At 67.2% G+C, this 19,696-nt stretch carries 21 protein-coding genes; 17 read left to right on the top strand and 4 right to left on the bottom strand.

Annotation, left to right across the window (positions count from 1 at the left end):
- The first annotated feature begins 3 nt into the window (after positions 1–3).
- The 5 genes from JKF87_RS01165 to JKF87_RS01145 all read left to right on the top strand — a co-directional run bounded on the left by JKF87_RS01165 (position 4) and on the right by JKF87_RS01145 (position 4,646).
- Positions 4–1,788: an acyl-CoA dehydrogenase C-terminal domain-containing protein gene (locus JKF87_RS01165; protein WP_201096570.1), complete on the top strand. Its 1,785-nt coding sequence runs from the start codon at positions 4–6 to the stop codon at positions 1,786–1,788.
- 183 nt (positions 1,789–1,971) lie between these two features.
- The gene (locus tag JKF87_RS01160) at positions 1,972–3,135 is read left to right on the top strand and encodes an acyl-CoA dehydrogenase family protein (RefSeq protein ID WP_201096569.1); all 1,164 of its coding nucleotides are present in this window, start codon (positions 1,972–1,974) and stop codon (positions 3,133–3,135) included.
- A 19-nt stretch (positions 3,136–3,154) separates the two neighbouring features.
- Positions 3,155–3,433 (top strand): type II toxin-antitoxin system Phd/YefM family antitoxin, encoded by a 279-nt coding sequence (locus JKF87_RS01155; RefSeq protein WP_307417169.1) that lies wholly within the window; start codon positions 3,155–3,157, stop codon positions 3,431–3,433.
- Complete coding sequence (locus JKF87_RS01150) at positions 3,430–3,684, top strand: Txe/YoeB family addiction module toxin (protein ID WP_201096568.1); 255 nt, start codon at positions 3,430–3,432, stop codon at positions 3,682–3,684. Before JKF87_RS01155 ends, JKF87_RS01150 begins: the two co-directional genes overlap by 4 nt.
- Positions 3,685–3,752: 68 nt before the next feature.
- The gene (locus JKF87_RS01145; RefSeq protein ID WP_201096567.1) at positions 3,753–4,646 is read left to right on the top strand and encodes a bestrophin family protein; all 894 of its coding nucleotides are present in this window, start codon (positions 3,753–3,755) and stop codon (positions 4,644–4,646) included.
- Between the two features lie 5 nt (positions 4,647–4,651).
- Here JKF87_RS01145 and JKF87_RS01140 read toward each other — a convergent pair whose 3' ends face one another.
- Positions 4,652–6,184, bottom strand: a complete 1,533-nt coding sequence (locus JKF87_RS01140) for an ABC1 kinase family protein (RefSeq protein ID WP_201096565.1) — start codon at positions 6,182–6,184, stop codon at positions 4,652–4,654.
- Positions 6,185–6,282: 98 nt separating this feature from the next.
- Between JKF87_RS01140 and JKF87_RS01135 the strand changes: the two genes are divergently transcribed.
- Together JKF87_RS01135 and JKF87_RS01130 are read left to right on the top strand one after the other, a co-directional pair.
- The gene (locus JKF87_RS01135) at positions 6,283–7,002 is read left to right on the top strand and encodes a 16S rRNA (uracil(1498)-N(3))-methyltransferase (RefSeq protein ID WP_201096563.1); all 720 of its coding nucleotides are present in this window, start codon (positions 6,283–6,285) and stop codon (positions 7,000–7,002) included.
- A 183-nt stretch (positions 7,003–7,185) separates the two neighbouring features.
- Entirely contained in the window at positions 7,186–8,547 is a 1,362-nt protein-coding gene (locus JKF87_RS01130; RefSeq protein WP_201096561.1) for a glutamate--cysteine ligase, read from the top strand.
- A gap of 3 nt (positions 8,548–8,550) precedes the next feature.
- Here JKF87_RS01130 and JKF87_RS01125 read toward each other — a convergent pair whose 3' ends face one another.
- Entirely contained in the window at positions 8,551–9,306 is a 756-nt protein-coding gene (locus JKF87_RS01125; RefSeq protein WP_201096559.1) for a hypothetical protein, read from the bottom strand.
- Between the two features lie 80 nt (positions 9,307–9,386).
- Between JKF87_RS01125 and JKF87_RS01120 the strand changes: the two genes are divergently transcribed.
- From JKF87_RS01120 to JKF87_RS01100, 5 genes are all read left to right on the top strand, one after another.
- Entirely contained in the window at positions 9,387–10,040 is a 654-nt protein-coding gene (locus tag JKF87_RS01120; protein ID WP_201096557.1) for a hypothetical protein, read from the top strand.
- Positions 10,041–10,142: 102 nt separating this feature from the next.
- Complete coding sequence (locus JKF87_RS01115) at positions 10,143–10,892, top strand: DUF72 domain-containing protein (RefSeq protein WP_201096555.1); 750 nt, start codon at positions 10,143–10,145, stop codon at positions 10,890–10,892.
- Between the two features lie 77 nt (positions 10,893–10,969).
- Positions 10,970–12,034 (top strand): NAD(P)-dependent alcohol dehydrogenase, encoded by a 1,065-nt coding sequence (locus JKF87_RS01110; protein ID WP_236261009.1) that lies wholly within the window; start codon positions 10,970–10,972, stop codon positions 12,032–12,034.
- A gap of 146 nt (positions 12,035–12,180) precedes the next feature.
- Positions 12,181–12,906, top strand: a complete 726-nt coding sequence (gene phbB / locus JKF87_RS01105; RefSeq protein ID WP_201096553.1) for an acetoacetyl-CoA reductase — start codon at positions 12,181–12,183, stop codon at positions 12,904–12,906.
- 101 nt (positions 12,907–13,007) lie between these two features.
- Entirely contained in the window at positions 13,008–13,703 is a 696-nt protein-coding gene (locus JKF87_RS01100; RefSeq protein WP_236261008.1) for a DUF4908 domain-containing protein, read from the top strand.
- Between the two features lie 6 nt (positions 13,704–13,709).
- Here JKF87_RS01100 and gloB read toward each other — a convergent pair whose 3' ends face one another.
- Positions 13,710–14,432: a hydroxyacylglutathione hydrolase gene (gene gloB / locus JKF87_RS01095; RefSeq protein WP_201096549.1), complete on the bottom strand. Its 723-nt coding sequence runs from the start codon at positions 14,430–14,432 to the stop codon at positions 13,710–13,712.
- 46 nt (positions 14,433–14,478) lie between these two features.
- Between gloB and JKF87_RS01090 the strand changes: the two genes are divergently transcribed.
- The 5 genes from JKF87_RS01090 to JKF87_RS01070 all read left to right on the top strand — a co-directional run bounded on the left by JKF87_RS01090 (position 14,479) and on the right by JKF87_RS01070 (position 19,196).
- Positions 14,479–15,213 (top strand): class I SAM-dependent methyltransferase, encoded by a 735-nt coding sequence (locus JKF87_RS01090; RefSeq protein WP_201096547.1) that lies wholly within the window; start codon positions 14,479–14,481, stop codon positions 15,211–15,213.
- A 75-nt stretch (positions 15,214–15,288) separates the two neighbouring features.
- Positions 15,289–15,792 carry a SixA phosphatase family protein gene (locus JKF87_RS01085; RefSeq protein WP_201096546.1) on the top strand — a complete coding sequence of 168 codons (504 nt, stop codon included), beginning with the start codon at positions 15,289–15,291 and terminating at the stop codon, positions 15,790–15,792.
- The gene (locus tag JKF87_RS01080; protein ID WP_201096544.1) at positions 15,789–16,133 is read left to right on the top strand and encodes a DUF952 domain-containing protein; all 345 of its coding nucleotides are present in this window, start codon (positions 15,789–15,791) and stop codon (positions 16,131–16,133) included. The genes JKF87_RS01085 and JKF87_RS01080 overlap by 4 nt, the downstream gene beginning before the upstream one ends.
- The gene (locus JKF87_RS01075; protein WP_201096542.1) at positions 16,130–17,176 is read left to right on the top strand and encodes a quinone-dependent dihydroorotate dehydrogenase; all 1,047 of its coding nucleotides are present in this window, start codon (positions 16,130–16,132) and stop codon (positions 17,174–17,176) included. The genes JKF87_RS01080 and JKF87_RS01075 overlap by 4 nt, the downstream gene beginning before the upstream one ends.
- A 70-nt stretch (positions 17,177–17,246) precedes the next feature.
- Positions 17,247–19,196, top strand: coding sequence for a hybrid sensor histidine kinase/response regulator (locus JKF87_RS01070; RefSeq protein ID WP_201096540.1), 1,950 nt, complete (start codon positions 17,247–17,249; stop codon positions 19,194–19,196).
- On the opposite strand, the gene JKF87_RS01065 is transcribed toward JKF87_RS01070, so the two are convergent.
- A complete protein-coding gene (locus JKF87_RS01065) occupies positions 19,169–19,600 on the bottom strand; it encodes a very short patch repair endonuclease (RefSeq protein ID WP_201096538.1) in 432 nt (143 codons plus the stop codon). The two genes, JKF87_RS01070 and JKF87_RS01065, sit on opposite strands and share 28 nt — an antisense overlap.
- Between the last annotated feature and the right edge of the window lie 96 nt (positions 19,601–19,696).

The raw sequence follows: 19,696 nt of genomic DNA, 5'->3' as shown, positions 1-19,696 counted from the left end.
CTCATGGCCTATAAGTCGCCTGTCCGTGACTTCACCTTCATCCTGAATGAAGTGCTGGAAATCGACCGCTACACCAACCAGCCCGGTTTCCAGGACGTGTCGTCGGACCTGATCGGCCAGATCCTGGAAGAAGGCGCCAAGTTCGCCGACGAGGTCATCGCGCCCATCAACAATCCGGGCGACAAGGAAGGCTGTCACTGGGCCGAGGGCGGCGTGGTCACCGGACCCAAGGGCTGGAAAGAAGCCTATAAGGCCATGTCGGAAGCGGGCTGGATGGCGCTGGCCGCCGACCCGGCCTACGGCGGTCAGGGCATGCCCAGCGTGGTCGCCTCGGCCTTTGGCCAGATGACGGCGGGCGCATCGGCCGCCTTCTCGATGTATCCAGGCCTGACGGCGGGCGCCTATGCAGGCATCCACGCCAACGCCTCGGAAGAGCTGAAGCAGAAATACCTGCCCAAGATGGCGACCGGCGAATGGTCGGGCACCATGAACCTGACCGAGCCGCAGTGCGGCACCGACCTGGGCCTGGTGCGCACCAAGGCCGTGCCGAACGGCGACGGCTCCTATTCGATTACCGGCCAGAAGATCTGGATCTCGGCGGGCGAGCACGACTTCGCCGACAACATCATCCACACGGTGCTGGCCCGCGTCGAAGGCGCGGTTCCGGGCATCAAGGGCCTGTCGCTGTTCGTGGTGCCCAAGTACCTGGTCAATGAAGACGGCTCGCTGGGCGAGCGCAATACGCTGGAATGCGCGGGTCTTGAGCACAAGATGGGCATCCACGGCAACGCCACGGCGGTCATGCAGTATGACGGCGCCAAGGGCTGGCTGATCGGCGAAGAAGGCCGGGGCATGAACAACATGTTCGTGGTCATGAACGAGGCGCGCCTGGGCACCGGCCTGCAGGGTCTGGCCATCGGCACCGCCGCCTATCAGGCCGCCGTTGAGTTCGCCCGCGACCGCCTGCAGGGCCGTTCGCTAACCGGACCGAAGAACCCGGAAGGCCCGGCGGACAGCATCATGGTCCACCCCGACGTGCGCCGCATGCTGCTGGAATCCAAGGCCTTCGTCGAAGGCGGCCAGGCCTTCATCCTGTGGACCGCGCTGCAGGCCGATCTGGAGAAGTCCGAAGACGCCGCCGTCGCCACCAAGGCCAAGGACTACATGGGCCTGCTGACGCCTGTGCTGAAGGCCTATCTGACCGACAAGGGCTTCCACGTCGCCTCGCTGGGCATGCAGGTCCACGGCGGTTCAGGCTACACCGAACACTTCACCGCCTCGCAGTATCTGCGCGATGCGCGCATCACCATGATCTATGAAGGCACCAACGGCATCCAGGCGCTGGACCTGGTGGGCCGCAAGCTGCCCGCCAACGGCGGCCGCGCCATCATGACCTGGTTCGGCGAGATCGACGCCTTCGTCGCCGAGAACAGCGGCAATGAAGCCATCAAGCCCTTCGTCGACGGCCTGGCCGACGTGAAGACCAAGCTGCAGGAAGGCACCATGTGGCTGATGCAGAACGGCATGGCCAACCCGGACAACGCGGGCGCCGCCTCGACCGACTATCTGAACGTCTTCGGCCTGACGGCGCTGGCGTACATGTGGGCCCAGATGGCCAAGGCGGCCCAGACGCAGGTGGAGGCCGGCTCGACCGACCCCTACTACGCCGCCAAGCTGCAGACCGGCCGCTACTTCGTCGAGCGCATCCTGCCCGACGCCGAAGCCCACCTGAAGAAGCTGAAGACCGGCGCCGACGTGCTGATGGCGATGCCCGCCGAGGCCTTTTGATCCAAACCAACGCAGAGACCTGTCCCTCCCCCTGCCGGGGAGGGTGGTCGAAGCGAAGCGAAGACCGGGTGGGGACGGCAAGGCGATCCACGCTCCGCCTCAGGATGCTTCGCCTTGCCGCCCCCACCCGGCCGCTGTGCGGCCACCCTCCCCGGACGGGGAGGGAGAATGCCGGAGCCCACTATGAACGTCCTCAACAGCCCCGAACCCGCCTTCATGCAGGAAGAGGAGATCACCCTCTTCTCCGACAGCGTCGGCAAGTGGATCGACGAGCACGCGCCGCAGGACAAGTTCCAACAGTGGATCGCCAACTCCAGCGTGCCGCGCCAGCTGTGGAATGACGCGGGCGACGCAGGGCTCTTGGGCCTGAGCCTGCCGGAAGAGGACGGCGGCTTCGGCGGCGACTATCGCCATGAGGTCGTGCTGATGCGCCAGCTGGGCTGGAAGGGCGCGGACCATTTCGGCATCTCGCTGCACAATGCGATCGTGATGCCCTACATCTGGCACTACGGCACCGAAGAGCAGAAGCAGCGCTGGCTGCCGCGTCTGCAGACCGGCGAACTGGTCGGCGCCATCGCCATGACCGAGCCGGGCGCGGGTTCCGACCTGCAAGGGATCAAGACCACCGCCATCAAGTCCGGCAACGGCTATGTGGTCAACGGCTCCAAGACCTTCATCACCAACGGCCAGCTGGCCAATCTGATCATCGTCGTGGCCAAGACCGACCCTTCGCAGGGTTCGAAGGGCACGTCGCTGATCGTGGTCGAAACGGACGGCGCAGAAGGCTTCGAACGCGGCCGCAACCTGCACAAGATCGGCATGGAGGCCAACGACACCTCCGAACTGTTCTTCAATGACGTCAAGGTGCCGGCCGACAACATCATCGGCGGGGTCGAGGGTCAGGGCTTCGTCCAGCTGATGCAGCAACTGCCGCAGGAGCGGCTGAACATCGCCGTTCAGGGCGTCGCCGCCGCCGAGCGCGGGCTGGAGGCCACCATCGCCTACGTCAAGGAGCGCAAGGCCTTCGGCAAGTCGATCCTCGACTTCCAGAACACCCAGTTCAAGCTGGCCGAGGTCAAGACCAAGCTGACCGTCGCCAAGGTCTTCACCGACCACTGCATCGGCCTGCACCTTGAGGGCAAGCTGGACGCCGCCACCGCCTCCATGGCCAAATACTGGGTCACCGACATCCAGGGCGAGACCATCGACGAGATGCTCCAGCTGTTCGGCGGCTATGGCTATATGAACGAATACCCCATCGCCCAGCTGTACAAGGACGCCCGCGTCCAGCGCATCTACGGCGGCACCAACGAAATCATGAAACTGCTGATCGCGCGCACCCTGTGAGTCCCTTGCGGGAATGTACGTGAATGCGTACATTCCCGACATGAACGCCATTTCCGTCACCGAGCTGCGCAAGAACCTGGCCGCCACGATCGACCGGGTGACGGCGGATCACGACTATACGATCATCACGCGCGAGGGCGGAAAGCCGGCGGCTGTTCTGATGTCGCTGGAGGACTTCGCCTCCTGGCAGGAGACGGACTATCTGCTGCGCAGCCCCGCGAACCGCGATGCGTTGCGCGCCTCCATCGCCGAACTTGAATCAGGCGGCGGACAGGCGCGCGAACTGATCACGGAATGAATGTCATATTCTCGGCCCGCGCCTGGACCCAATACGTCGAGTGGCAAGAGACGGACCGCAAGACGCTCAGGAAGCTGAACGTCCTGATCAGGGAATGCCAGCGCACGCCTTTCGCGGGGACCGGCAAGCCCGAGCCGCTGAAGGGCGAGTTGTCAGGATGGTGGTCCCGCCGCATCGATCAGGAACACCGGCTGGTCTATCGCGCGACCCAGGCAGGGCTGGAGATCGTCCAGTGCCGCTATCACTATTGATCCGCCCCGATCAGGCGCCCCTGTAAGCCTCTTGGCGCGGGCGGTTCGACAGGCGTAAGGCCTGCTGCATGATCGTCCGCGCCAAACCTACGCTGTTCGAGATCGCCTTTGCGCTGCGCGGCTCGATCCTGCCGCGCATCATCTGGCGGCTGGCGGCCATGACGGCGGTTTCGGCCCTGGCCGTCTGGCTGACCCAGCGCTGGCCCGGATTGGTCGGGCAGCTGAGCGCCACGCCCTTCGCCCTGATCGGGCTGGCGCTTTCGATCTTCATGAGCTTCCGCAACAACGCCTGCTACGACCGCTGGTGGGAGGCGCGCAAGCTGTGGGGCGAGTTGATCATCGCCTGCCGGGGCTTCGCCCGCCAGACCTCCACCCTGTCGGCGCCGGATCGCGAGCCGATGCTGCGCGGCCTGATCGGCTTCACCTACGGCCTGAACGCCCGGCTGCGTGGAAACGATGAGGTTGTCGCCATCGCCCCGTGGAGCGCAGGCGTCGCCGCCGACCGCCCCAATCCCACCGACGCCGCCCTGTCGCAGGTCGGGGACCGTCTGGGGCGGCTGATGCAGGATGAGCGGCTGACGCCGATCCATTATTCGGTGCTGGAGCTGCGGCTGGGCGAGCTGACCCATGTTCAGGCGGCGTGCGAGCGGATCAAGAACACGCCCCTGCCCTTCGCCTATTCCCTGCTGCTGCACCGGACGGCGCATCTGTTCTGTCTGTTCCTGCCCTTCGCCCTGGCCCCGGCGCTGGGCTGGTGGACGCCGCTGCTCAGCGTCATCGTCGGCTATGCCTTCTTTGGTCTGGATGCGCTGGGCGATGAACTGGAAGACCCGTTCGGCGAGGACGACAACGACCTGGCGCTGGGCGCCATGAGCCGCACGGTCGAGCGCGAACTGCTGGACGCCATGGGCGTGCGCCCTCTGCCGGACCCTATCGCCCCCGTCCGCTATCACCTGACCTGACCGCCTCAGCGGCCCAGCCACGCCCCTGCGATCAGGGCCAGGGCCACCATCCCGCCCGCGCCCAGGATCGACACGCCGATCCAGCGCCCGGCCTTCGCCACGGCCTGGGCTGTCTGCCCATCAGAAACCCCGGCCTGCTTGCCCGGTTCCTCCAGCAGACGCCGCGACACCGCGCGAATGATGCGCGGCAGGTCGCCGCCTGACGCAGACAGGTCCAGAAGGGCGCCGATCACCTGGTTCTGCACCGCTCCCAGACTGCGCCGCGAGAACACCACCCGTTTCCAGGCGCCGCTCATCGCCCGCACCAGATCAAACTGGGGATCGACGCGCGACAGCACCCCCTCGATGGTGACCAGGGCCTTGAGGATCAGCATCAGGTCCGGCGGCGCCGCGACCCGCTCCTGGCGCATCAGGGCCATCAGGTCGGCGACGATGGCGGGCAAGTCGACATCACCGTTTCCGTGGCGCGCGATCAGCCGCTCCGCGCCTGCCGTCAGGCTTTGCGACGGGACATCGGCCCCTTCGGTCCAGTCAGCCAGAACCTCGGCCATCCGCTGGGCGTCGCTGCCTGCCAGCGCCTGGACGAAACTGATAAGCTCGGCCCGGCGGCGCGGCGTGACCGTGCCCACCATGCCGAAGTCCAGCAGCCCCACCCGGTCGCCCGCCATGCCCCGAAGATTGCCGGGATGCGGGTCGGCGTGGAACCGCCCGTTGACCAGAACCATGTCCAGAACCGCGTCCGCCCCGATCTGGGCCAGTCGATGGGGATCGACGCCGCCCGCCCGCAGCCGCTCTGCGTCAATCGGGGCGATCCCGTCCAGATAGTCCTGAACCAGCACCCGGTCGGTGGTGTAGTCCCAATAGACGGCGGGAATTACCACGTCGCGGTTGCGTGCGAAGTCGGCGGCGAAACGGTCGGTGTTGCGGCCCTCGGTGGTGAAATCCAGCTCGTCCAGCATGGCCTCGGACAACTGGGCGACCAGGGCGCGGGGGCGGTAGCGGGCGATCTCGGCGCTGGCCTGTTCGGCCTTGCGCGCCAGTTCGGCGATCAGGCGCAGGTCGGCCTCGACGCGGGGACGAACGCCGGGGCGGCGGATCTTAAGCACCACCTCGGTTCCGTCCTGCAGGGCCGCGCGATGGACCTGGGCGATGGAGGCGGCGGCCAGAGGCGTCACGTCGAACCGGGAGAAGACCAGCTCCGGCGGCCCGCCCAGGGCGGCCTCAACGTCCGTGCGCAGGACGTCGAAATCCAGCGTCACGCCGTTGCTCTGCAACTGCTCGAACTCTTCGATCCAGTCCGGCGGCAAGAGGTCGGACCGCGTCGACAGGATCTGACCCAGTTTGATGAAGGTCGGCCCCAGCGCCTCCAGCGCCTGACGCGTGCGGCGCGACAGCGGCTCGCCCCCCTCGTCGTCCGCGCCGCCCCCACCCAGACCCAGCCGCGCCAGGACGGCGCCCAGCCCGAAACGGGCCGCGATGCCCGATATCTCCGTCAGACGTTTTCGGTCGCGCGCGGCAACAGCCAAGGTTGTGAACATGGCCAGACAAACGCCAGGGACGGGGCGACGTTCCACATCGGCTGCGAACCCGCCGTCAGGGATTGGTTCAGGCGCCGAAACCGCGATATGCACGCGCCATGATCCGTCTGCATGTTCAGGGCGACCTTGCGCCCGCCGCCCCCGTCGCGCCCACGCTGGACCAGTCCCGCTATCTGACCCAGGTGATGCGGCTGAAGGTCGGCGACGACCTGTTGGTGTTCAACGGCCGTCACGGCGAATGGCGCGCATCGGTCGCCGAGGTGCTGAAGAAGGGCGTCATCCTTCGCGCCGAGGAACAGATGCGGCCCCAGACCTATGGTCCCGATCTGGAGCTGATCGTCGCGGTGGTGAAGAAGGCCCGCGTCGAGACCATCGTGGAAAAGGCCGCCGAACTGGGCGCGCGCCGCGTGCGGCTGGTCCTGACCAAACGCACCAATGCCGACCGCATCCGCCTGGACCGGCTGGACGCCATCGCCGAGGAGGCCGCCGAACAGACCGGGCGTCTGGATGTCCCCGTCGTCGATGATCCGGTCAAGCTGGATGCGGTTCTGGACGGCTGGGAGGACGGGCGGCGCCTGATGTTCTGCGACGAAACCGGCGGCGCGCCAGCGATGACCGCGCTGCGTGAGGCAGGCGAAGGCCCCTGGTCCATCCTGATCGGCCCCGAGGGCGGTTTCTCGCCGGAAGAAGGCGAGCGGCTGCGGTCCCTGCCCTTCACCACCGCCGTTTCACTGGGCCCGCGCATCCTGCGCGCCGACACCGCCGCCATCGCCGCCATGACGCTTTGGCAGGCGGCTGTTGGCGATTGGGAACGATAAGTTCGCCCTCAAGCAGCGAGCCGCCGCGCGGCGAGCGTTAGGGGAAAAGACCCCCTCAAGCAGCGAGCCGCCGCGCGGCGAGCGTTAGGGAAAGAAAGCCCGCCCTCTTGAGCATGGCGACAACCTCGCCCATCTAGCGCGACACGCCGTCGCGATGGTTGCGCCGGAGAGGGGCTATACTGCATGTCCGAAAACGCGCCGCTGACCCGGGACGCCCTGATCGAGGCCATGTCCAAGGGCGCCAAGCCCAAGGATCAATGGCGCATCGGCGCCGAGCACGAGAAGTTCGGCTTCGACAAGACCACCCTGGCGCGTCCCGCCTATGAAGGCGCGAACGGCATCAAGGCCATGCTGGAGGGCCTGCAGCGCTTCGGCTGGGCGCCGGTCGAGGAAAACGGCGTCCTGATCGGTCTGGAACGCAAGAACAACGAAGGCTTCACCGCCTCGGTCAGCCTGGAGCCGGGCGGCCAGCTGGAGCTGTCGGGCGCGCCGCTTCTGACCATCCACGACATCTGCAACGAGACCGGCCAGCATCTGATGGAGGTCAAACAGGTCGCCGATCAGATCGGCGTGGGCTTCCTGGGCGCCGGGTTCGACCCGCTGTGGACCCGCGAGCAGGTGCCGGTGATGCCCAAGGGCCGTTACGACATCATGCGCGCCTATATGCCCAAGGTCGGGTCGCTGGGCCTGGACATGATGCTGCGCACCTGCACCATCCAGGCGAACCTGGATTTCGATTCAGAAGCCGACATGGTGCTGAAGTTCCGCACCTCGCTGGCGCTTCAGCCCATCGCCACGGCCCTGTTCGCCTGTTCGCCCTTCACCGAGGGACGGCCCAACGGCTTCCTGTCGGCCCGCGCCAACGTCTGGACCGACACCGACGCCGACCGCACGGGCATGCTGGGCTTCGTGTACGACGACGGTTTCGGGTTTGAGCGCTACGCCGACTACGCTCTGGACACGCCGATGTATTTCGCCAAGCGGGGCGGCCATTACGTTGACGCCTCTGGCCAGTCGTTCCGTGATTTCCAGGCGGGCAAACTGCCTGCCCTGCCCGGCGAATATCCGACCATCAAGGACTGGAACGACCATCTGACCACCCTCTTCCCCGAGGTGCGGCTGAAGGCCTATCTGGAGATGCGCGGCGCCGACGGCGGTCCCTGGAGCCGCATCTGCGCCCTGCCCGCCCTGTGGGCCGGGGTCCTGTACGACGCCCCGTCGCTGGCCGCGGCCTGGGATCTGGTCAAGGACTGGGACATCGCCGACCACGAACGCCTGCGCCGCGACGTGACCCGTCTGGGCCTGAAGGCGGAAGTCGCGGGCCGCAGCGTGCGCGACATCGCCGTCGACCTGGTCAACATCGCCAAACAGGGTCTGAAGAACCGCGCCAAATTCTCGGGCGGCATGGTGGACGAGCGCGGCTATCTGTCCGAACTGGAAGACATCGCCGACAGCGGGATCACCCCGGCCGAACGCCTGCTGGACCTGTACCACGGCGCCTGGCAGGGCGATGTGAAGCGGATCTACGCCGATTTCGCCTACTGAACCTCACGGGACCGTATAGTCGGAACAGTCCGGCAGGGGGCGGTCGGGTTGATAGACGCCGGTCGCGGCGTCGAAGGTGAAGCGCCGTTCGAAACTGCAGGTCGGATCGCGCGTGGCGACCAGATCGGCAGGCTTCAACGGCGGATTCTCCAGCGAGTCCTTGGACCGCGACACGCCGCGCGGAAAGGCGGTCGCGGCGGTCGCATAGATCAGGGTCGGCATGACGCCGGACCCGGCGTTCGGCGCCGCCGTCAGCTTGCCTTCGAAACTGTATTCGTCGTGACAGGCCCCGGCGCGCTGCTTCATGTCCTTTTCGCCAAAACAGGCGCGGATCAGCACCGAGGACATGAGCGGAACGGTCAGGACCGGGCCGCCCATCGCATCGCCCGCCGCATCCAGACGATACAGCGCCACCGTCGACGCCTGACCCCCGCCGCCGGAATACATGGCGCTGGAGCCCACATCGACACCGGCCAGAAACCCGCCGTCGGCCAGCGACATCAGGCTGGTCCAGGGTTGATAGGTTTCCTGCCCATAGCTCACGTCGCCCGTCGCGCCCGGCAGGGCGGACAAGTCGGCGCGCACCACAGGCCGCACGGCCGTATCGTCGCCCGCCGCCCCTTCCAGCAAGCCCACACACCAGCGGCTATCGGCCGTGCAGGCGAAGTCGTCGACAAGCTTCAGGGGCTGCAACTGCACCTCGGCGGAAGGCGCGGCGGCGGCTTGCAACAGGGCGGACAAGAGGACGGGCAGAATCATCGCATCAGCCTAACGGGTTTTGAGTGACGAAACGCCGTTTCTGCGCCTAAGGCTGCGGCTCGTCATGGGGGATGAGCGAAGTGACCGCGTTCGAGTTCTTTTTCAGTTTCTACGGCCTGATCCTGGGCCTGTCGGTCGCCGTCATGGCCACGGGCGCGGCCCGCGCCTTCAAGCATCGCAAATCCATCCCGATCGGCTGGAAGACGCCGCTGCTGGCGGTGTTCGCAGCGCTGGACATCGTGACCTTCTGGGACTCGGCCTGGGTCAGTTTCAATAACGCCCCCTACAGCTATGGCCTGCTGGTGGCGGGTCTGGTGGTGGCCCTGATCTATTTCATCGCCGCCAGCCTGATCTTCCCCGACGCCGAGGACCGCGTCGCCAGCATGGACCAGCATTTCTGGGCCAACAAGCGGGCCGTGCTGCTGTTGCTGGTTCTGACCAATCTGCTGATGACCGGCGCGACTGTGTGGATGAAATGGGGGCAGGCGGACGCCACGCATCTGCTGCTCATCTATGGCCAGAACCAGTTGCTGTATCTGGCGCTGATCGTGCCAGCGGCCCTGACTCGCCGCGCCTGGCTGTTCGCCACGACGGTCGGGCTGCACGTCGCCATATATATCGCCCTGGCGGCCCTCAGCATTGCTCTGCCGCAGAGGATGGCGGCCAACAGCCTGAACGAAGCCTCATCGCCCGTAACAGCATCGACGACGCCGTCGCAGCCCGCCGCCCCGTGATCCCGCTATCGATCAGGCCCTAAAACCGCGAACCGTTTCCTCGCCTCGCCGGTTGCAGTATCGACAGAGGATCATTTCAGCGGCGATCAAAGAGGCGCGGCCATGTCAGGTTCCATCTATGCAGGCATCGGCGGCTGGACCTTCGAACCGTGGCGCGGGGTCTTCTATCCCGACGGCCTGGTCCAGAAACGCGAGCTGGAATACGCCGCGTCCAAGCTGACCTCGATCGAGATCAACGGCACCTATTACTCGACCTTCAAGCCCGACAGCTGGCGCAAATGGCGCGACGAGACCCCCGCCGGCTTCGTGTTCTCGGTCAAGGCCAGCCGCTACTGCACCAATCGCAAGGTGCTGGCCGAAGGCGGCGAAAGCTTTGACAAGTTCCTGTCGCAGGGGCTGACGGAGCTGGGCGACAAGCTGGGGCCGATCAACTGGCAGTTCATGGGGACGAAAAAGTTCGACCCCGTGGATTTCGAAGGCTTCCTGAAGCTGTTGCCCAAGGAGAAGGACGGGGTGCGGCTGCGTCATGCGCTGGAGGTTCGCAATCCCAGCTTCGCCACCGAGCAGTTCTATGATCTGGCCCGCCAGTACGGCGCGGCCATCGTCTATGCCGTCGACGACGAGGAGCCGACCTGGCCCCAGATCGACGAGGCGACCGCCGACTTCACCTACGCCCGCCTGATGTCCAGCCGCGAGGACGAACCCATCGGCATGACCGGCGAAGAACTGGACGCCGTGGCGAAACAGGCGAAAGCCTGGGCCAAGCGCGGCGACGTCTTCGCCTACTTCATCTCCGGCGCTAAGGTCCGGAACCCGGCGGCGGCCCAGGCGCTGATCGCCAAGCTGAAATAGACCGGGCGTCGTCTTGCGGTCGGTCGGGGCGGGCCACATCTGAGGCTCGCTTCCCGCCAAGCCTGAAGGACTTCCCCATGCCGATCGCCACGCGCGCCTTCGCCGCGACCGCTTCCGACCAGCCGCTGTCGCCCTACAGCTTCGAGCGGCGCGATCCGGGGCCGGACGATGTGGCCATCGCCATCAAATATTCGGGCGTCTGCCACTCGGACCTGCATATCGCCAAGAATGATCTGGGCGGGACCCGCTATCCCATCGTGCCGGGTCACGAGATCGCGGGCGTGGTCACGGCGGTCGGCGCCAATGTCACCCGTTTCAAGGAAGGCGACCGCGTCGGCGTGGGCTGCATGGTCGACAGCTGCCGCACCTGCCCCGCCTGTGTCGAGGGTGAGGAGCAGTATTGCGTGCCGGGCATGACCCAGACCTATGGCTCGCCCGACCCCAAGGGCGCCGCCGTCAGCCAGACCATCACCCAGGGCGGATATTCCAACGCCATCGTGGTCGATCAGAACTATGTGCTGCGCATTCCCGACAGCCTGCCGCTGGACGCCGCAGCCCCCCTGCTGTGCGCGGGCATCACCACCTGGTCGCCGCTGAGGGAGTGGAAGGTCGGGCCAGGATCCAAGGTCGCGGTGATCGGCCTGGGCGGGCTGGGCCACATGGCGGTCAAGCTGGCCGCCGCCCTGGGCGCCGAGGTCACGGTTCTGTCGACCTCGGACCGCAAGAAGGCCGACGCCGAGCGGATGGGCGCCAAACATTTCCTGATCAACTCCGACAAGGATGCGATGAAGGCGGCGGCCGAGAAGTTCGATCTGATCATCAACACCGTCTCGGCCACGCATGAGATCGCCAACCATGTTCAACTGCTGGCGCGCGACGGCACCATGGTCATGCTGGGTCTGACGACCGAGGGCCTGCCGGTCTTCGCCCTGCCGCTGCTTCGCCGCCGCCGCCGCATCGCCGGGTCGCTGATCGGGGGCATCCGCGAAACGCAGGAGATGCTGGACTTCTGCGCCGAGCACGGCATCGCCTGCGACATCGAACTGATCGCGCCCGACCGGATCAACGAGGCCTATGAGCGGATGGAGAAGTCCGACGTCCGCTACCGCTTCGTGCTGGACATGGAGAAACTGGCCGCCTGAGCCTGCGGCCAAACGTCCGTCTGAGCCAAGATGCTGAAGGAGCCGGTTTCCGTAACGGAAATCGGTTCTTGCGTGCAACCTGTGCGTCGTTACACCTTTAAACCTGTGATCCCGCACAGACGGGCAACAAGGGACAAGGAACAATCATGGCGCGCGTAGCTTTCGTGACCGGCGGCACCAGGGGCATCGGCAAGGCCATTGTTCAGAGACTGAGCGAGGACGGCATCAGCGTCGCCGCCGGCTATTCCGGCAATGACGAGGCCGCGCAGGCGACGGCCAAGGCGCTGGGCGTCACCGTCGTAAAGGGCAATGTCGGCAGTTTCGAAGACTGCGCCCGCGCGGTGAAGGAGGTCGAGGACCAGCTGGGTCCCATCGATATCCTGGTCAATAATGCGGGCATCACCCGCGACGGCTTCTTCCACAAGATGAGCCACGACCAATGGTCCGACGTGATCCGCGTCAATATGGACAGCGTCTTCAACATGACGCGCCAGGTCATCAACGGCATGCGCGACCGGGGCCACGGCCGCATCGTCAACATCTCCTCGATCAACGGCCAGAAGGGCCAGATCGGCCAGACCAACTATTCCGCGGCCAAGGCCGGGATGATCGGCTTCACCAAGGCGCTGGCGCTGGAGAACGCGCGCAAGGGCGTCACCGTCAACTGCATCGCGCCCGGCTATATCGACACCGAAATGGTCGGCGCCATGGACGCCAAGGTGCTGGACGCCATCATCAGCCAGATTCCCGTCGGGCGACTGGGCAAGGGCGAGGAGATCGCCGACATGGTGTCCTGGCTGGTCGGAGAGCGTGCCGGATATGTCACAGGCTGCACACTCTCGTTGAACGGCGGTCAATACCTGGTCGGCTGAATCGCACCTTCGCCTAAAATCCGCCTCGTGCGGGTTTCATCCAAAGTCTCATGAAGTTGACGGCGACTGTCACGGCGAAAAAATCGCCAGGCCTGACGGCGATGGGGCTCACCGCCATCGTCGCCTTGCTGACACTCGCCCTCACAATCTATGCGTGCGACGCGGCGGCGCAGACACGTCGCAGCACGCCGGAGAGCGGACGCTATGTCTCCGGCGCCGGGCAGGCGTTCGTGCTGGACAGCTCGGGCCCCCGACCGCTGCTGCGGTTCGAGCGGTCCGCAGAGGTCTGGGTGCTGCGGCCGACCGCCGCCCCGCGCGGCGACATCATCTACCGCAACGACAACGGCGACCAAATTCTGCGCGTCACCTCCGACGGCGGCATCACCCTGTATTCGACACGCACGCCCCAGGGGTCGCCCGTCTCGCTGGCGGGCGAGGCCACGCGTCTGGAGACGCCGGACCTGGGTCCGATCCAGCTGTTCAACCTGATGGCCCGTCGCAGCGGCCTGGTCAGCGAGGCGCTGGGCCGTCTGATCCAGATCGACCTGGCGGGCAGCCAGTCCGAGGCCCTGTGCGTCGAGGCCCTGATCGTCACCACCGACGCCGTGATCCGCGTGGCCCGCAGCCCCTCGACCCGCGAACAGGTCAGCCGCCTGCGCAAGATCACCATCGCCGAGGGCGACCGCGCCTCGGTCACCTATATGCGCGGCGAACTGCGGGTCATCGTCGATCCGGCGCGCGGCGTCAGCGGACGTCCGTCATCAGCCTTGGTGATCCGCGCCCTGATGCCGAGCTGATCAGGATCAGAAACTGTCCTTGGCCGCCCGACGCGCGGCGAAGTCGGCGGCGTCCCTGGCCCGCAGGAACGGATTGAACTTCAGCTCCGTCGCGATGGTGGTCGGCACAGTGGCCTCGCCCCGTTCACGCGCCGCAAAGATCGCGTCGGCATAGGCCTGCATCTCGGGCAGGTCATCCAGCGTCAGGGTGAAACGGGCGTTGGCCGCCGTATATTCGTGGGCGCACCAGATCACCGTCTCGGGCGGCCAGGCGGCCAGGGTCTGGAGACTGGACCACATCTGCTCGGGCGAACCTTCGAAGATCCGCCCGCAGCCCAGGGCGAACAGGGTGTCGCCGACGAAGGCCGCGCCCTCCTCGACCGAACGGAAGACGACGTGGCCCTGGGTATGGCCGGGCGTGTCCGTCACCTCGAACCGCGTCTGGCCCAGTTCGACCACATCCCCGCCTGCGACCGCGCGGTCCAGCGGGGCGACGCGGCGCACCTCTTCCGGCCCCACGATCTCGCAGCCGGTCTCCGCCTTCAGCCGCTCGTTGCCCTCGGTGTGGTCCGGGTGCCAGTGGGTGTTCAGGATCAGGTCCAGCCGCCCCCAGCCCAGTTTCTCCAACTCCTCCAGAATCCGCGCCGCGTCCGGCGTATCGACCGTGGCGACCTGGCCGGTGGCCGTGTCGCGGATCAGAAAGCCGTAGTTGTCGCTGCGGCAGGCAAACAGGTGAACATCCAGGGTCATGCGCGCATTCTAGCAGTCCCGCCCATCTGCGGCCTATAGTGATCCCATGCGGCGCAGCATCGACGAGCTTCGAACCTTCTACGGCGAGCCGACCGGCGCGCTGGTGCGTCGGCTGCTGGCGCGACGCCTGAACGACGCCTGGGGCGAGGCGACCAACAGCGATGTTCTGGGCATCGGATACGCCACGCCCTGGCTGGACGCTTTTGTCGGCGCCCGCCGCGTGGTCGCGGCCATGCCGGGCGGTCAGGGCGTCGAACAATGGCCCACGGTCGGGCGCAACCGCACCCTGCTGGTCGATGACCGCCGCCTGCCCTTCGCCGCCGGATCGTTCGACCGCATCCTGCTGATCCATGCGCTGGAAGAGGCGGATGACCCCGCCGCCCTGCTGACCGAGGCCGTGCGGGCGCTGGCGCCGACGGGGCGGATCATCCTGGTCGCGGCGGCGCGCGGCGGCCTGTGGGCCAGAGCCGAGAACACCCCCTTCGGCCACGGGCGTCCCTTCACCCGCCGTCAGCTGGAGCGGCTGGTGCGCGAGGCGGGGCTGGAGCCCGCAGCCTGGTCCCAGACCCTGTATGTGCCGCCGTGGACCCCGCTGCTGTCGCTGGCGGACGGGTTCGAACAGGTGGGACGTCGTGTCGCGCCGGGCGCGGCGGGCCTGATCCTGCTAGAGGCGTCGCGTCAGACCTATGCCCGACTGCGGCCCAGCGGCCATGCCCAGCGCGTCCGCAATCCGAACCTGACGCCCCAGCCCATCGCCCGCACCCCCGCCCCTGACGCTTGAAATGGCGATGGCTGACGCGGAGTTGACCACCGTGGCGACTGGCGAGCGGAGGCGAACGGCCTTATGGCGAGGCTCATGCATCGTTTGATCCTCATGCGGCACGCTCAGGCGCAGCCCTCCGCCCCTGCCGGCGGCGATGAAGCCCGCCCTCTGGCCCCCAACGGCCGCAGCGAAGCCGCCCTGATGGGCCGCGCCCTGGCGGAACGGGGGCTGAAGCCGGACCTGGCCCTGATCTCCTCCGCCGTCCGCACGCGCGAGACCTGGGAGCAGATGCACGACAGCTTCGGCGACGTCGAAATCCGCTACGAGCCCGCCCTCTACAACGCCCCGTCCGACGTGATCCGCCGCCTTGTCGAGAACAGCGAGGAAGAGGCGGGCTGCCTGCTGGTGCTGGCGCACAATCCGGGCGTCCATGTGCTGGCCGTCGAATACCTGACCGAGAGCGCGGCCTCTCCCGCCGTGTTGGACCGGATGGCGGGCGGTTTCCCGCCGGGCGCCGCCGCCCTGTTCACCGTCGATGTGGCCGGACGCTGCACCTATGAGGGCTTCCTGACGCCGCGTTCGCTGGGCGCCCAATGACCGACATCGCCTACAAGGTGGTCGCCGCCGACGAATGGCGCGCGGCGGTGGCCGAGGGCCGCTACGAAGGCTCCGCCGTCGATCTGGCCGACGGCTATATCCACATGTCCACCGAGGACCAGCTGGCCGAGACCCTGCACAAACACTATGCGGGGCAGGCGGACCTGCTGATGCTGAGCGTGGACCTGACCCGGTTCAGCGATGATCTGGTGTGGGAGCCGTCGCGCGGCGGCGCCCTGTTCCCGCATCTGTATGCGCCCCTGCCCGTCACGGCGGTCACGGCCTCGCGCAGGCTCTCGGTGACGACGGACGGCGAAATCATCTTTGAGGACGCGGCATGAGCGTGATCGACCTGGGCGGCGCCATTCTGCGCAACCTCGACCCCGAGACGGCGCACCAGCTGGCGATCAAGGGGCTGGGGTTCGCCCCCCTGCCCGCGCCCGCCGCCGACGATCCGATCCTGCACACGACCCTCGCGGGTCTGATCCTGCCCAATCCGGTGGGCCTGGCTGCGGGTCTGGACAAGAACGGCGAGGCCCTGCGCGGCCTGTCGCGTCTGGGCTTCGGTTTTGTCGAATGCGGCTCAGTCACCCCGCGCGCCCAGCCGGGCAATCCCAAGCCGCGCCTATTCCGCCTGACGCAAGATCGGGCGATCATCAACCGGATGGGCTTCAACAACGCGGGCCTCGACGCCTTCGCCGCCCGTCTGGACAACCGGCCGAAAGACGTGGTCGTCGGCGCCAATCTGGGCGCCAACAAGGACACTGAGGACAAGGCCGCCGACTATGTCGCCGGTCTGCAGCGGCTGGCCGGACGCGCGTCGTATTTCACCGTCAACATCTCCTCGCCCAACACGCCGGGCCTGCGCGCCCTTCAGGGTCGTGAGCAGCTGGACGACCTGCTGGGCCGGATCGACGCCGCGCGCCCGGTCGACGGCGCGGCGCGCGTCCCCGTCTTCCTGAAGATCGCGCCCGACCTGATCTCTGACGAGGTCGCCATGATCGTGGAGGCCTCGCTGGCGCACCGCATCGACGGCCTGATCGTGTCCAACACGACGCTGGAGCGGCCCAAGACCCTGCGCTCGGCCCAGGCGCACGAGACCGGCGGCCTGTCCGGCGCGCCCGTGCGGCCGTTTGCGGAAAAGGCCCTGCGCGCCGCAGCCGAGGCCGCACAAGGCCGCCTGCCCCTGATCGCCGTCGGCGGAATCGACAGCGGCGCCGAGGCCTACGCCCGCATCCGGCTGGGCGCCTCTGCGGTCCAGATCTACTCCGCCATGATCTATGAGGGGCCGGGACTGGTCGGCCGCATCAAGCGTGATCTGGCCGCCCGCCTGCGCGCAGACGGGTTTTCCACAGTCTCTGAGGCTGTCAACGCCTCGCGTTGACGGTGCGTTAGTGTCGTTATGAGACCTTAAGGACAAGCGGCCGAAAACACGCCGCACCTTGGGGGCTAGAATGCCTAAGCTGATCACCGACGAGACGGTGGCCGGCGGTTGGACGACCGCTGTCCGTCATCGCCGCAGCACCCTGGTTCAGCGCCTGACGCTGGGCTGCGGTGTGGCGCTTGTTGTCGCACCCATGATGGGCTGGCCGATCAGCGTCGGCTGGGCTGTGCTTTATGCGCTGGCGCAGGGCGTGGAGCTGGCGGTCTTCGCCCCGGTCAACCGTCCTGAGCCCCAGGAGATCGGCCTGGCCCGCAAGATTCTGGGCTGTCTGTGCCTGTTCATGAACGCCGCCCTGTTCGGGTCTCTGGCGGTGCCGATGTGGCTGATTGGCGGACCCTTGGGCGGCGTCTGCGCCTCGGTCATGCTGCCGGCGGTGATGCTGTTCACCATGATGAACTCGCCGCGCTCTCTTGCCGTGCTGGTCTCGACCATCACGCCGCAGCTGCTCTATCTGGCCGCCACGCCCTTCTTCGCCGCCGCCTATGGCGCCACCCCGGCCCTGATCACCACCGTCACCGCCTCCATCGTCCTCTACACCCTCTACATCCTGATCAGCTGGCAGCGGATGAGCGAGGTCACAGAGGCCCAGATTCGCATCCACGCCGAGGCGGACCGCCTGCGCCTCAAGGCCGAGGCGGACCTGGCGGACCACACCGCCTTCCTGGCCGCCATCGGCCATGATCTGCGCACCCCCATCGGCGCCATCCTGACCGGCGCGTCGGAGCTGAAGGCCAGCGACCCGCAGTCGCGCGCCAACGCCAGCCTGATCTCGGACGCCGGCCTGATGATGAAGGCCCTGCTGGACGACCTGCTGGACCATTCCAAGATCGGCGCGGGCCGGATGACGGTCGAGACGGTCGATTTCAACCTGCGCATCATGCTGGCCCAGACGCTGCGTCTGTGGCGGGGCGCGGCGGACGCCAAGGGGCTGCGGCTGCGCCTGGAGGGCGCCAACCACATGCCCGCCTCGGTGCGCGGCGACCCGATGCGGCTGCGTCAGGTGCTGAACAACCTGCTGTCCAATGCGATGAAGTTCACCGAGGCCGGGGCCATCACCCTGCGTCTGGACGCCTGGGCCGAGGAGCCGACCGGCTATTCCATCCTGATCGAGGTGGCCGACACCGGCCCTGGCATGACCACTGAACAACTGGAACGCCTGTTCACCCCCTTCGACCAGACCGCAGACGGCGTCAGCGCCCGCCACGGCGGCAGCGGCCTTGGCCTGGCCATCAGCCGCGATCTGGTCGAGCTGATGGGCGGTCGCCTGACGGCCCGCAGCGCGCCGGGCGAAGGGGCCAGGTTCACCATCTCCCTGTTCCTGCCCAAGGGCGAATGCGCCGCCGCGCCGACGACGGCGCCCATCGACGACGGACGCCTGGCCATCGCCCGCGCCCTGTCGTCCGCCAAGTTCGAAGTCACGGCCCAGCCCACCGGCCACACCCCCGCTCCAGCCCCCGCGCCCGCCTCGCCTGCGCTCGCCCAGGACACGCTCGCGCCGCCGACGGACGACGCCGCGGCTGATGCGCCGGACACTGTCGAGGATGACGAAGAGCGCCCGCTGCGCCTGTTGGTCGTGGACGACCACGACATCAACCGCCGCGCCGTGCAGTTGATCCTTCAGCCGCTGGGGTGCGAGATCACCACCGCCGCCGACGGTCTGATCGCGCTGGACCGATGCGCGGAGACCGCCTTCGACGTGATCTTCATGGATGTGCGGATGCCGGAGCTGGATGGGCGCGAGACCACGCGCCGCCTGCGCGCCGGGACCGGCCCCAACGCCCGCACCCCGATCATCGCCGTTACCGCCGACACCGCCCCTGAGGACATCGCCGCCTGCCAGGCCGCGGGCATGGCCTATTTCGTGCCCAAGCCCCTGACGCCGCCCGCCCTGATCGGCGCCTTGCAGCATGTGCTCAATGATGTGGCGAACAGTCAGTCGGACGCCGCCGAAGCCGCCTGATCCCGAACGGCGCCGACCAGCGCCTGGTTGAAGCCCGGCGTCTTCATCCGGCACTCCCAAGCGGTCAGGACGCGCCAGCCGTCCGCCTCCAGCGCCGTCTGCGCCGCCGCATCACGGGCGCGGTTGCGGTTGATCTTGGCGATCCAGTAGTCGGCGTTGGACTTGGGCTGGCGGGCGCCGCGCGCGCAGTCGTGTCCGTGCCAGAAACAACCGTGAACGAAGATCACGGTGCGCCGCCCCTTCATCACCACGTCCGGCCTGCCCGGCAGACCGCAGCCGCCCAGCCGATAGCCGACGCCCGCCGCCCTCAGAACACGGCGCACGGCCAGTTCCGGCGCGGTGTCACGCCCCTTGATCCGCCGCATCACGGCGCTGCGCTTTTCGGCTGAGAAGACGTCGGTCATCACGGCTCAACGCAAAAGGCCGCCGCTCCAGGGGAAGAGCGACGGCCAAGTTGGGGGATCAGGTCAATAAAACACAATCCAAGCGAGTTATAAACA

Origin of the sequence: Brevundimonas nasdae (genome assembly GCF_016654005.1) — a bacterium.
Taxonomy (GTDB): domain Bacteria; phylum Pseudomonadota; class Alphaproteobacteria; order Caulobacterales; family Caulobacteraceae; genus Brevundimonas; species Brevundimonas nasdae.
This window is presented reverse-complemented; position numbering and strand designations above follow the sequence as displayed.